The sequence below is a fragment of the Candidatus Tisiphia endosymbiont of Ceraclea dissimilis genome, assembly GCF_964030735.1.
Lineage (GTDB): Bacteria > Pseudomonadota > Alphaproteobacteria > Rickettsiales > Rickettsiaceae > Tisiphia.
On the sequence record NZ_OZ034917.1, the window covers coordinates 816,775 to 830,058 of the forward strand.

16 protein-coding genes and 1 riboswitch are annotated in these 13,284 nt (G+C 33.3%); of the genes, 3 read left to right on the forward strand and 13 right to left on the reverse strand.

What is annotated here, in order from left to right:
- Positions 1–42: 42 nt before the first annotated feature.
- The 6 genes from fdxA to ACQH1V_RS04010 all read right to left on the reverse strand — a co-directional run bounded on the left by fdxA (position 43) and on the right by ACQH1V_RS04010 (position 5,254).
- The gene (fdxA, locus tag ACQH1V_RS03985; protein WP_094649188.1) at positions 43–363 is read right to left on the reverse strand and encodes a ferredoxin FdxA; all 321 of its coding nucleotides are present in this window, start codon (positions 361–363) and stop codon (positions 43–45) included.
- Entirely contained in the window at positions 360–1,061 is a 702-nt protein-coding gene (locus ACQH1V_RS03990) for a heme ABC transporter permease (RefSeq protein ID WP_341749345.1), read from the reverse strand. The genes fdxA and ACQH1V_RS03990 overlap by 4 nt, the downstream gene beginning before the upstream one ends.
- Positions 1,062–1,090: 29 nt before the next feature.
- Entirely contained in the window at positions 1,091–1,270 is a 180-nt protein-coding gene (locus ACQH1V_RS03995) for a palindromic element RPE2 domain-containing protein (RefSeq protein ID WP_425360842.1), read from the reverse strand.
- 93 nt (positions 1,271–1,363) lie between these two features.
- Entirely contained in the window at positions 1,364–2,185 is an 822-nt protein-coding gene (rsmA, locus tag ACQH1V_RS04000) for a 16S rRNA (adenine(1518)-N(6)/adenine(1519)-N(6))-dimethyltransferase RsmA (protein ID WP_425360873.1), read from the reverse strand.
- 14 nt (positions 2,186–2,199) lie between these two features.
- Positions 2,200–3,087 (reverse strand): SurA N-terminal domain-containing protein, encoded by an 888-nt coding sequence (locus ACQH1V_RS04005; RefSeq protein WP_425360843.1) that lies wholly within the window; start codon positions 3,085–3,087, stop codon positions 2,200–2,202.
- Positions 3,088–3,112: 25 nt separating this feature from the next.
- Positions 3,113–5,254, reverse strand: coding sequence for an LPS-assembly protein LptD (locus ACQH1V_RS04010; RefSeq protein ID WP_425360844.1), 2,142 nt, complete (start codon positions 5,252–5,254; stop codon positions 3,113–3,115).
- A 556-nt stretch (positions 5,255–5,810) separates the two neighbouring features.
- Between ACQH1V_RS04010 and ACQH1V_RS04015 the strand changes: the two genes are divergently transcribed.
- From ACQH1V_RS04015 to ACQH1V_RS04025, 3 genes are read left to right on the forward strand one after another with little or no spacing between them, the layout of a single operon-like run.
- Complete coding sequence (locus tag ACQH1V_RS04015) at positions 5,811–5,915, forward strand: palindromic element RPE2 domain-containing protein (RefSeq protein ID WP_239832648.1); 105 nt, start codon at positions 5,811–5,813, stop codon at positions 5,913–5,915.
- Positions 5,916–5,937: 22 nt separating this feature from the next.
- Positions 5,938–6,732, forward strand: a complete 795-nt coding sequence (gene lgt, locus ACQH1V_RS04020; RefSeq protein WP_425360845.1) for a prolipoprotein diacylglyceryl transferase — start codon at positions 5,938–5,940, stop codon at positions 6,730–6,732.
- Positions 6,711–7,790, forward strand: coding sequence for a class I SAM-dependent methyltransferase (locus ACQH1V_RS04025; protein WP_425360846.1), 1,080 nt, complete (start codon positions 6,711–6,713; stop codon positions 7,788–7,790). The genes lgt and ACQH1V_RS04025 overlap by 22 nt, the downstream gene beginning before the upstream one ends.
- A gap of 368 nt (positions 7,791–8,158) precedes the next feature.
- On the opposite strand, the gene ACQH1V_RS04030 is transcribed toward ACQH1V_RS04025, so the two are convergent.
- From ACQH1V_RS04030 to ACQH1V_RS04060, 7 genes are all read right to left on the reverse strand, one after another.
- Positions 8,159–8,920, reverse strand: coding sequence for an ABC transporter ATP-binding protein (locus tag ACQH1V_RS04030; RefSeq protein WP_094649180.1), 762 nt, complete (start codon positions 8,918–8,920; stop codon positions 8,159–8,161).
- Positions 8,921–8,924: 4 nt separating this feature from the next.
- Positions 8,925–9,698 (reverse strand): MlaE family ABC transporter permease, encoded by a 774-nt coding sequence (locus tag ACQH1V_RS04035; RefSeq protein WP_094649179.1) that lies wholly within the window; start codon positions 9,696–9,698, stop codon positions 8,925–8,927.
- A complete protein-coding gene (locus ACQH1V_RS04040) occupies positions 9,688–10,788 on the reverse strand; it encodes an alanine racemase (protein WP_094649178.1) in 1,101 nt (366 codons plus the stop codon). The genes ACQH1V_RS04035 and ACQH1V_RS04040 overlap by 11 nt, the downstream gene beginning before the upstream one ends.
- 9 nt (positions 10,789–10,797) lie before the next feature.
- Positions 10,798–11,706: a ribose-phosphate diphosphokinase gene (locus ACQH1V_RS04045; protein ID WP_341759738.1), complete on the reverse strand. Its 909-nt coding sequence runs from the start codon at positions 11,704–11,706 to the stop codon at positions 10,798–10,800.
- A gap of 198 nt (positions 11,707–11,904) precedes the next feature.
- Positions 11,905–12,678 carry a thiamine diphosphokinase gene (locus tag ACQH1V_RS04050; protein WP_425360847.1) on the reverse strand — a complete coding sequence of 258 codons (774 nt, stop codon included), beginning with the start codon at positions 12,676–12,678 and terminating at the stop codon, positions 11,905–11,907.
- A complete protein-coding gene (locus ACQH1V_RS04055) occupies positions 12,668–12,931 on the reverse strand; it encodes a SemiSWEET family sugar transporter (RefSeq protein ID WP_094649175.1) in 264 nt (87 codons plus the stop codon). Before ACQH1V_RS04055 ends, ACQH1V_RS04050 begins: the two co-directional genes overlap by 11 nt.
- Positions 12,918–13,022: riboswitch (TPP riboswitch) on the reverse strand. (Overlaps the previous gene by 14 nt.)
- Before the next feature lie 37 nt (positions 13,023–13,059).
- Positions 13,060–13,212, reverse strand: a complete 153-nt coding sequence (locus ACQH1V_RS04060) for a hypothetical protein (RefSeq protein ID WP_425360848.1) — start codon at positions 13,210–13,212, stop codon at positions 13,060–13,062.
- Positions 13,213–13,284: the final 72 nt, after the last annotated feature.

The following is a 13,284-nucleotide window of genomic DNA, read 5'->3' on the forward strand; positions in this document are numbered from 1 at the left end:
ATGCTATTTTATCATCTTCTCCACTAAAAATCTTGCAATAAATTAAACTTCACCCATATATTTTTCGAATTTATTTTTCTCGTTTTGATATTTATCTGCATCCGGTAGGGCTGGTTTCTTAACCGTAATATTTGACCATTTACTGGAAAAAAACTTAGCTCTCTCTATCCAGTCAATCAGCTGTTCTGATTCTGGCTTAATAGCTTTAACCGGACACTCACTCTCACATACTCCACAATCAATACATTCGTCGGGATTAATTACCAACATTAACTCCCCTTCATAAAAGCAATCGACAGGGCATACTTCTACGCAATCAGTATATTTACATTTTACGCACTCATCGGTAACAACATAAGTCATAAATTGTCATACTCCTTGAATTTAGCAATTAACATGCAAGATCTCAAACCCAATACTAATAGAAAATATAGTATAGCACTTATAAACATTAGCACTAAGGGTAATAACATAGAATTATCGATAGTCGGACTACCTAGCCTTAAAACGCTTGCTGGCTGATGTAAACTATACCAAATATTTACCGAAAATTTTACTATGGGAACATTGATAAAGCCAATTAAAGCAATCACCGAGGCTGGTTTTTCAGTACGGCTTATCCTATCACCACTATTCACCACCACGATATAGCTTAAATATAGTAAGAATAATACGAACATTGAGGTAAGTCTAGCATCCCAAACCCACCAAGTTCCCCAAATAGGCTTTCCCCATAATGCCCCTGTTACTATACTAATCATACAGAAAACTGCCCCAATAGGAGCACCTGCTACTGCCATTAAGAAGGACATTTTAGTTTTCCACACTAGGTTAGACAAACTACAAATAGCTATAAATGTATAAATACCTAGTGCCATCCAAGAAGCTGGTACATGAACATACATAATCCTAACCATATCACCTTGTTGGTAATCTGGTGGCGATACTATCAAAGCTTGGTATAACCCCAACCCCATTACTACTAACATTGCAACTAGCAATAATGGTAACATGGTTCGTACTAGCTTACTAAAAAAATAAGGATTTAATAATTTAAACATAAACATCCTAATTATGATTTTGTAGGGTATCATAGGACACAAGTGCCATTGCGTGAAGTCACTTTATAGTCAATTGAGGAGAAGTTGGTGACGTCGTCGCTCAATGCTCGCCTATTACTTATAGGCGTCGCTCCATCGCTCCTGCTACCCAATCCTCCTGAATTGACTATAGTGGTAACAAAACAATGGCAAGATATAATATATGACATGTAAATGCCATGCGTAAGATGAGTTATTCATTAACTTTTACTTTCGTTCTCTTTATCTTGAAAATGTGATATAAGGTCTATTGTCACTAACCTTTACTCTAAACATAATTTTGCTAAAGATAAATAATCTTGTGGTGATAAATTTTCAGATCGACAAAAATTATCAATTTTTAATTTTGCTAACAAATCTTCTATACACGAGGTTAGTGTCTTTAAAGATGATTTAATCATTTTACGTCGCTTGCCAAAGGCTAGTCTAGTTATTAACTCAACTTTTTCAATTAGTTCAGCTGTTAATGCATTATTGTTATAAGGTACGAGTTTAACTATAGCCGAGTGGACTTTTGGTGCCGGATAGAAAGCTTGCGGATTAACATCAAAGCATTTTTCAACAGAACAAAGTAACTGACATATTACTGATAATCTTCCGTAGGATTTTGTTCCAACTTTACCACATATTCGGTCTACAACCTCCTTTTGCAGCATTAAAGTCATACTATTTATTAATGGTAATTTTTTTAACCATTTTATGACTAACTCTGTGCCTATTTGGTAAGGTAAATTTGAAATAATAGTTATTTTATCATGAGTTAAGCTTGATAGATCAAATTTAGTAGCATCCGAATGAACAATGTGCAAATTAGGGAACAGTTCTCTTATTTCCATAAGTAAAGGTATACATCTAACGTCAGTTTCAATAACAGTTAAAGATTTAGGGTTGCAGGCAAGAATAGCTCTAGTGAGTCCGGCTGTACCAGGACCAATTTCTAAGACCAAATCATTTTCTTGCAACCCACTAACTCGAACTATTTTATCACATAGGCTACTATCAAAAATGAAATTTTGACCATATTTCTTAATAGGAGCAATACCATGTTTGCTAGCATGCTTTGCAATTGAAGGTAAAGCACTCAAATTATTTGAGTGTATCACAAAGGTAGCATTATTTTGATATATGCTTTTTTACGCATATCATCAAAGTATTTTTGTGCTTTTTGCGACATTTTCTTATTAGCTAACAAATTTACTACGTAATTATTTTCATCGCTAGTAACATTAATCATCTTTTTGTCGCACATTAAGATTAATTTAAATCCATCTTGCATCTCGAAAACATTACTTTTTTCTCCTGTATTTAAATCTCTGAGAATTGTTTGCAGCGTAGAATCTAGAGTACTTAAATTTTGATTAATTACCTCTAATGTAGAGAAATCTTTGTATAAAGATTCTTTGATATCAGAACAATTTTTAAGACGTTTTTGCAAACAGTACATCTTCTGCAAAGTTTTATCATCTTTATCTTGTGAAGTAAAAAGCTGTGCTGATATTTCTGCATCTTTTGAATTTGTCGCTAATATTATATCATTAACTTCTTTTGCACTAATAGCAACTGATCTTGAAATACTAGATAAAATGTTCGTTTTGATAATTCCGGCACCTATCTGAAATTTAAAATTATTAATATCTACAGATTTACTCTTCAAGAACTTTATTAAATGCCCTTTTGGCATTTTATTACGTTGCTCGATGGTTTCTATAGACTCATTTATCTCACTATCAGAACTTTTTTTACCGTTTACAGATTGATAAAGTAATACATCATCAATCATGCTGTTAATTGCCATCTTATCAAGTTGCTTATTTGTTTGAGAATCAGGATTAGGAATATTGTTAAGTGCCATGATCATGTGTTTTCTAGCTAGAAATTCATGTAAGGTAATTGGCTCATTATTAACTAATGCAACTATATTGGATAACTCTGCTTTTGCTATAGTTATGTTAAAAATGATGGCAACTAAACAAAATAACTTTTTCATATTTAACTTCTTCATAATTTTAGGCTCACATATTTAATATTTTTAGACCTACAGAAATAGTAGGGACGGCAAAAGTCTTTTTTATCCCCCTGCTATTATCTCCCATATAATTGTCTGAAAGTTTTCCTGCTATTTTAACACACTCATTCAAGTATGTCACCTGGATACTCTTAGAAAGAATATATATTTTATTTTTTGCCCAGTCTACCCTCATATCATAGGCAACTGACCAATTTTCTGCTAATTGATAAGTGAAGTTATAGTAAAGTTGTCTTACTTTATTATCAATTAATTCATTGGTAGAATAATATTTCTGTATATTAGAAATTTGTGCTAATCCAACAGTTAACTGAATTGCCTTAGAGTTAAGGGTGCCACCTAATTCATCTCTAATTGGCTGAAAATTCTTGCTTTTTCTAAATCTATAGAACAGCTCTATTGTATCAGAAAAATTACTAGAAATTCTGCCAACATTTTCAACATTATCAATAGATTTGTTATTAATAAGATTATTACTATAGGTCTGTCCTAGGAATAAACTAGAATAATTTTGCTCTGAAAGTATAGAAGAATTAATACCATAACTTAATCTATTGCCAAATTCATGATAATCTATACCACTATAGCGATTCGAACTGAATATATTATTTTCTGATAGTTCATATTTTGACGGATCGATAAAAGAAAATTTCTTATTAGAATTATTTTTACGTCCAATAGTTGCTGATATAATTGGTTCAACAAATAGACTAGCTTTATCAAAGATTGAGCCAGCTAATGGATAGTGCCAAGTAGTTTGAATTTCTGGTATATTTCTAGCAAGAACCTTGTTAGCCCTAGAATTATTTGGATATAGGTGATTAATAAAATATACATCTGATCTATTCCGTAAGGTAACATTAAATAAATGACCAGATGAAGTTAGGAAATTGTTATCTACTGCCAATTGCAATGCAGCTTGCCCTAGTTCTCTACCACTTCTTTCTTTATAGATTAGTGCATTATTCTCAATAACTATGCTAGTAGTTTCATCGTCATTTAAAGGTATGACATTCTTGGTTCTAACCTTAGGAAAAATTAATGGACTGGTGCTACTAGAATCATTTGTTCCCAATCCTTCAAAATACATCCCTTCCGTTAATAAGTAATTGTAATTATTGACATGTTCTAAATATAACTTGGAAGTCAAATATGGAGTATAATTATTATAATAATTTTTTAAGTAAGCTTTATCAGAAGTACGTTGCAACCTAAATCCATATCGATAATCGTTTTTGGTGAAATCACCATTGCTTAATATATAATATGAATTTACCTTAGTGTTTTTTATCGTTATCGCACCATTCTTTAAGGAGTAGGGTACTTTGCCATAATTAGCCTCTAAAGATATATAATCGCTTTTGTTTGGTTTGTAACGAGCTTCTAGTTCAAAAATTGTATATTTTTCCCAAAAAATCCTAGGGGTTAGAGTAAAATCTAGATTAGGTTTAGCTCTATAATATAATGGTATCCTTAAAGAGCTATCCTGTATTCCAGGCATCAATATTCCTGATTTTGCAGGAGCCTTAGGTGTTGGATGAGAAAAATAGGGTGTATAGAAGATTGGAATACCATATACCTCAAAAAATAGATGCTTATAAACCATTATGTTCTTATTGAGATCTACTTCAGTATTTTTGGCAGAAATTTGCCAAATAGGTTTTTGGTTACATAGTATTTTACATGGAGTAAAGGTACTATTATGCAAACGAAAAACATCTTTATTGACTCTTTCCGCTAATTTTGACACTAAGAGATTATTATCACCAAGATATAAAATAAAATCTGAAATTATCCCCGCCTTTAGCTTATCTTTTAATACGACAAATTCTCCCAAAATAACTCTATTTTGTTGATCTGTAATTTTAACATCACCCTCAGCCCAGAGTGTATCTTGTTCTATATCGTAAATCAAAGAATTGGCTGTTAAAAAATAACTATCTAATATAATTTGAACATTACCTTTAGCATAAATAAATTGTTCCTTTTGGTTATATTCGATATAATCTGTTGACAAAAAGCTAAACTGTTTATTTATTCCTTGCTGTTTAGCTTGTGCCGAACTACCAATTGGTAATAAAATAATAATTTTAATAGTAATAATCAATAAATTGCAGAAAATTCGCATTTAGAATAATTTTTGAAGTAAGATGGTAAATATATCATGTATACATCAAATTTGATATATTTATATAGCTAACCAGATTAGTATTACTCCACTATAGTCAATTGATGAGAAGTTGGTGATGTTGTTGCTCATCGCTCCTGCTACCCAATTCTCCTGAATTGACTACACTCTTATCCTTAGATAATTTTAGTATATACTAATTATGATATGCACTAAGTATTTTATGAAAAATATTTTTATTATTTTTATTGACTCATCTTACGCATGGCGTTTAAAAGTCATATAAAAAATAGCTTGGCGTCATTGCGAGAAGCTACTTTAGTAGCGACGAAGCAATCTAATGAATGTGGATTGCTTCACCACTACGTGGTCTCGCAATGACGGAAAAGCTATCTAAAACCCGCTCTACCTTATAACTTTCAACAGTTGTGGAATCTAAGACCCCTGCTTACGCAGGGGTGACACAAAAATGGACAATTGCTTCGTCGTGTTGTGGTTTCCGCACTTTTCGCAATGACACCTAAGATTTTTTCCTACTATAGTCAATTCAGGGGAATTGGGTAGCAGGAACGATGGAGCGACGCCTATAAGTAATAGGCGAGCGACGAGTGACGACGTCACCAACTTCCCATCAATTGACTATACTGCTTGCAATCGATAAAGTCTGTGTATATAATAAACTTATGCTCTTTCCAAATATCAATCCTGTTATTTTTTCTATCGGACCATTTACCGTTTATTGGTACTCCATGGCTTACGTTTTGGGTATATTAGTTGGGTGGTTCTATGCTTACAACATTATAAAAAAATTCAAACTTAGTATTACCACGGAAATTTTCGAAAATTTTATTACTTGGGTTACTTTGGGCATCGTAATAGGTGCTAGATTAGGTCACGTGTTACTATATGACCCTATTAAATATTTTTTTAACCCTATTGCCATTTTCAAAACCTATGAAGGCGGTATGTCCTTTCATGGTGGTATTATTGGTATAGCCCTATCATGCTATTTTTTCTGCCGCAAATATAAAATTAAATTCTTTTGTTTAGGTGATATAGTAGCTACAGTTGGTCCTATCGGTTTATTTTTAGGTAGAATAGCCAATTTTATTAATGGGGAATTATATGGCAGAGTGACTACAATGCCATGGGGAATGATTTTTCCAAATAGCGATCTACAACTAAGACATCCCAGTCAACTTTATGAGGCATTTTTTGAAGGAATTATATTATTCTTAATTCTAGCTTACACCACTTTTAAATATAAAAGTATAAATATCTATAGTTTAAATTCTGCTATATTTCTAATATTTTATTCGGTATTTCGAATTATTATAGAAATGTTTCGTGAACCAGAAGATTGCTATGCAAGTCTTATTTTTAACAATGTAACTATAGGGCAATTTTTATCACTACCTATGCTAATAATGGGGATTTATTTAATAATACGAATTAAATGCCAGTTGACTCCAAAATAAGAAAACTTATTGAGCAAAATGGTAGTATTAAGCTTGACGAAATGATGCTCCAAGTAACATCTGTAGCCCCTTCTTCCTATTACCAAAAACAAGATAAGCTAGGTTGCTTAGGAGATTTTACAACAGCTCCAGAAATTTCTCAGCTTTTTGGTGAAATGATAGCTTTATGGACTATTGACCAATGGTATAAAATGGGTTGCCCACAGAAAACTAATTTAGTCGAATTGGGTCCTGGGCAGGGAGTGTTAATGCGAGATTTGCTAAATGTTGCTAAATTAGTTCCAGAATTTTACCAATCTCTCTCTATAGAATTAATTGATATTAATCCTCATTTTATCAAAAAACAAAAAACAAACCTAAAGTTAACAGGTCTCCCTATCAAACACTATAAATCCATACAATATATATCTAAAATTCCTTCTATTATAATAGCTAATGAATTTTTTGATGCTATGCCAATTAAGCAGTATATTAAAAGCAAAAAGCTTTGGTACGAGCTAACACTTATTATTGACCCAGCTGATGGTAAAATTAAATTCGATAAGATAGAAGTTAATAAGAACTTGCAACATTATCTACTGCAAGAGTACTCAAACGCACATGATGGAGCAGTAATAGAAGAATCACCTAAATCATTAGAAATCATAAAATTTATTAGCAAGCATATAATGAAATTTGGTGGGGCGAGCTTAGTTATCGATTACGGTTATGATATAGATCCAATAAAGAGGACGCGTAACCAATATAACCCTACTTTACAAGCGATAAAAAATCATAAATATTACCCACTACTTGAAACTTTAGGAGAAGCCGATTTATCAGCACATGTTGACTTTTATGCCTTAAAGACAGTAAGCAGAAATATAGGAATAAATGTGTATGGATCAATAACTCAACGTGATTTCTTAATTAGCAATGGTATATTATTACGAAGTCAACTATTACAAAGTAAATTACCTATTATAGAGGCAAATATCATAGCAAAACAAGTTGATAGGCTAATTGCTCCCAATAAAATGGGACTATTGTTTAAAGTATTGCACCTTGTACAGGAGTAACAGCAGAGAACGCCTATTACTTATAGGCGTCGCTCCCACAACTGTTGAAAGTTAGAAGGTAAAGCGGGTTTTAGATAGGTTTTCTGTCATTGCAAGACCACGCAAGTAGGTCGTGGCAATCCATCTTTGGTTACTTTTATGGATTGCTTCGTCGACCTACGGTCTTTCTCGCAATGACGTTGACCACATACGACTTTTAAACTATCCGGTCTAAAACCGCTTCCTCTTCTAACTTTCAACAGTTGTGGCGTCGCTCCATCGCTCCTAGCCTCAAACCGCTACATCAATCATCTCTTCTAATAATTTATATTCAAGCATACGCTTCTTCAAATCATTTGCCTATATCCCTATACTAAACCCCCACTATACTAAACCTCAATTGGTCCAATAGTTAAACCATTAACAAATTGTTGCAAATAGGGATTATCACTATTTTTTATCTCATCTTTTGTTCCAAACCATAAAATCTTCCCTTGATAAATCATAGCAACCTCTTTAGCTATCATATAAGCACTATTCATATCATGGGTTATGGTAATGGTAGTAGCTTTTAGTTCTTCTTGAACTTTAATTATTAATTCATTAATAACATTAGCCATGATAGGATCAAGACCGGTAGTTGGTTCGTCAAGAAAAAGAATCAAAGGATTACCACAAATAGCCCTAGCTAAAGATACTCTTTTCTGCATCCCCCCAGAAAGTTCAGATGGATAAAGATTGAGTATCTTGCTAGATAAACCTACCGAATTAAGTTTAGATGCCGCTAACTCTTGTTTATTTTTGGGAGATAATTTATACAATTTTTCAGCAAAAAACGTAATATTATCTTGAACAGTTAGAGAATCAAATAAAGCTCCACCCTGGAATAGAAAGCCTATAGTTTCCATCATTTTAAATCTATCTTTATTTGAGATATTGACAGTCTCTACCCCATCAACAACTATACTACCTTTATCAGGCTGTATTAACCCAACTATCGTCTTAATTAGTACTGATTTACCACTTCCCGAACCGCCAAGGATTACTATCGAACTATCCTGCTTTATGTCCAAGTCTATACCGTCAAGTACCTTTCGGTTACCGAAAGATTTATATAATGAACGTATTTTTATTTTTGATTGGTTATTCATAACTTTAAAAAAAACATGCTGTTATTAAGTAATTACTGATTAAAATCAGCACCGAAGAACTTACTACCGCCGAAGTTGTAGCAGTTCCGACTCCTTTTGCTCCTGTTCCAGAGCAATATCCGCTATAGCAACTTATTATTGAAATAATAAAACCAAAAGCCGCTGCTTTTACCAAACCAGAAATAACATCTATTGATTGTAAAAACTTAAAGCTATTTACCATATAACTAGAGCTATTAAAATTAAGCTTATAAACACTTACCAAATAGCCACCCATTACTCCTAATACATCACCGATTAATACTAAACATGGTAAGGTAATAACTGCAGCTAGGACCCTTGGCAAAACTAAATATTTTATTGGATCAGTTGACAAAGTATAAAGAGCATCTATTTGTTCCGTCACTCTCATTGTAGCTATTTCAGCGGCAATTGATGCACCAACCCTACCAGCCACCATGAGACCTGCAAGAACTGGTCCAAGTTCTCTAGTTATTGACAGAATTACCACCGTAGCTATTGAACTTTCAGCCGAGAAACGAGAGAAACCTGTATAACTTTGTAATGCCAGTACGGCTCCAGAAAAAAAGGTAGTCATCGCAACAACTGGTAGGGAATAAAAGCCTATAGATAACAACTGCTTGAATAGTAAGTTGCCATATAAGGGACGCCTAAAAATACTAGTAACTACCGCTATAGTAAATAGAGAAAAAGCTCCTATAGTTTTTGCGAAAGCAATAGTATGTTTGCCGAATAAATTAACTATCTTAATAATCATTTTTATATACTCTCTTATATCTGTCACCGAGCATGGTAAGAATTTCATAACCAATGGTGTTTATTACACTAGCTATTTTATCTGGGGTACAGTAATCCCCTATAATCTCCACTTGTTGCCCTAAAAATATTTCATTTGGTGGTAGTTCAGTAACATCAATGGTAATTAAGTCCATCGATACTCTACCAACTACAGGAGCTAAGTAGGAACCAATACAAACTTCTCCACAATTGCTAAAAGCTCTAGAATAACCATCAGCATAACCAAGAGGCAAGGTAGCAATCAATCTATTACGCTTTGTTTTAAAAGTCATATTATAACCAATATAACTTTCTGGCGGTAATTCTTGTAATTGTATTATCGGAGCAGTCAGCCTAATTGGGTTATGCATCGGATTTTTCGAGGAAATTCCCAAAGGATTAAGCCCATATAATGCCGCACCAGGACGTATTAAGTCAAAATGATATTCTTGTCCTAAAAATATACTACTAGAATTAGCTAAGCTAGCTTTAGCTGTTGGTAAATAGTTTAGATAATATCTAAATTTTGTTAATTGTTGTAAATTATAAGGATTATCCGCTATTTCAGAGGCAGATAAATGACTTATAACATATTGTAATTCAAGACCAGATAATAGGCTAGGGTTATCTATGATACGTTGCATCTCTATGTCAGCCATTCCCAAACGATGCATACCAGTATCAACATGGATTGTACAACGTAATACTTGTTGTTTTTTAGCAGCAAACTTTTGCCATATGGCAATTTGTTGCAAACTATTAAGTACCGGAATTAAGTTACTATTGCCAAATTCCTCAACATCATTGTAAAATACACCATGAAACACAAAAATATTAGGTTTCGCTCCTAACACTTTACGTAATTCTACCCCCTCATTAACTGAGTTTACAAAAAAATTCTGACAATTCTCCATCTGTAATGCTGGTGCGATAATATCGGCTCCAAGTCCATAGCTGTTAGCCTTTACCACAGCAGCAATTTTTGAATTTTTGCAAATTTCAGAAATAATACGATAATTAGTACGAATTTTTGCTAAATCTATTTCAAGAGTACAACGAGCATTGTGCATAATAAAATCCTAAATCCTCATAATCTTGTCATAATCTTGCATAGGTTGTAATGCTGCTACAATAATTGGAGTAACGGATATTATATGAAATTTAGAAGGTAAATCAGTAGTTTCTATAGTATCGGTTATATAGATGTTCATTATATCAGAATTTTCAATATTTTTCTTAGACAACCCAGAAAGCACAGGATGAGTCACAAAAGCATCAACAGATAATGCTCCTACTGCCATTAATAGCTTAGCCCCCTTACAAAGGGTTTCTCCACTATCAACAATATCATCAATTAATAAACAATGCTTGCCTGAAACGTTACCTATTATTTCTGACATTTGGCATTGATCCGTGCTATCCCTGCTTTTATTAATAACAGCCATGTTCATGTTAAAAAGCTTATTAACTGCACCTATACGTACAAAACCACCAATATCTGGAGACACAATAATAGCATTATTATAGTTCTTAATAATCGGAGCAAATAAACTGATTGGCTCAAGATTTTGTATAGCAATTTTAAAAAATCCCTCTAATTGCTGTGAATGCAAATCAACAGTTATTATGCGATCAACCCCAGCAATTTCCAACATATTTGCTACCAGACGAGCAGGGACTGGAGAAAAATTATCATATCTACGATCTTGGCGACTATAGCCCAAATAGGGTATAACCGCAGTCACTTTTGAGGCTCCTGCCCTTTTTACCGTATCCACTAATAATAAAAGCTCCATCAAGTGGTTATTAGTTGGTCTAGAAGTAGATTGCACTATAACAACATCACACCCTTGTACGTCCTCAAGGATTTGTACTTTTGTCTCACTATCGTCAAAAGTTGTAATGTAAGTTTCCACATATTGACAATTTAGCTCCTTAGCTAAATGTCTAGCTAATTTTTTGTGACTAAGACCTGCAAGAATTTTCATGCTAATTAATATAATTCATCAAACTCATCGTAGTATATACTAATTATGATGCGCACTAAGCATTTTATGAAAAATATTTTTATTATTTTTATACTAACCTAAATATCCTTACTTTATAAGTCATTGCGAGAGGACGTAAGCCTCCGAAGCAATCTATTTTAATCGTTTTTCTTGTCGGCACTAATTCAGGTTAATTGACTATATAATATCACTTCCATAATCTTTCATTTTTTCTAAATAAATCATTACCAATGATAGACCACTATGTACCTCTATAGAAACAGTTTCGCAAATAGTTCTATTAAAAGAAGAATTAGTACCCGGAAATGACATATGATAATGCTTTAATTCCCATTTTAAGCCTTTAGTAGAAATTTGTGCTGATGAAAATCCAAGTAATGAGATTTTGGTATCTACAGACAATGTAAAAACCCTAGTCTCTCCAGCCTTAATTACGTACCCTACAATAGACGGTGCATAAAAAATGCTACCATTTTTAAGAAAAATACTAATATTATTTAATATATGATCAATATATCCTCCACTCATTCCTACAATTATAGCTGGTAACAGATTTTTATTCTCAAGATATTGTAGAGATTTTTCAAAATCACAGCTGTTCTGATCTGGTACACGAATTACTTCAGTATAGTCAATTGATGAGAAGTTGGGGACGTCGTCACTCGTCGCTCGCCTATTACTTATAGGCGTCGCTCCATCGTTCCTAGCCCCAAATTCTCCTGAATTGCCTATAGTATACAGTAAATCGACTTTTGCAGAATCTAAATCACCAATCACAACTTTTGGTATTATACCCATCTTGTACAAAGAATTTATTGCTCCATCAGCAGCTATAATAGGCAAGCCAATGTCAAAAAATGACTTATCAGGCAAGTCACCATTTAAAGCCAATATAGAATGGTATAGACCGATATCTATATGTTCATAAAAAGCTCTGTATCTATCTTGCATCGTAGTAACATTTTTGAATAATAGATATTATACTGATTATGAGTCCAGCAACATTGCTAAGAACAACAAATATTGAACCTTGACAATAGCCATGAACAATCCATGCAACTGAGCAAGTAAGGTAATTTACTAGCATTAGCATAGATATATCATGTGTGGATTTTGTTATATATGCTTTATAGACCTGTGGCAATAGACCTATCAGAGATGTAATTAAGGCAATATAGCCAAAAAATTCTTCAATACTGTACACATTTCCCTCCGTTTGTATTAACAATATCAGGTTCAAAGGGTTGTTTATTAACTCTCAGCCTTAGTTTCCTATGGCACCCCTAATGTGAGTAAAATTATATATTTAAAGTAGATTAGTTGTCAAGATGTTTACAACAGTATCATTTGAGATTTGAGGGCTATAGTCAATTGATGAGAAGTTGGGGCGTCATCACTCGTCGCTTGCCTATTACTTATAGGCGTCACTCCATCGTTCCTAGCTCCAAATTCCCCTGAATTGACTATATCTTTCAAAAATGTCATTGCGAGGGGGCGTAGCCCACAACTGTTGAAAGTTAGAAGGTAAAGCGGGTTTTAGATAGGTTTTCTGTCATT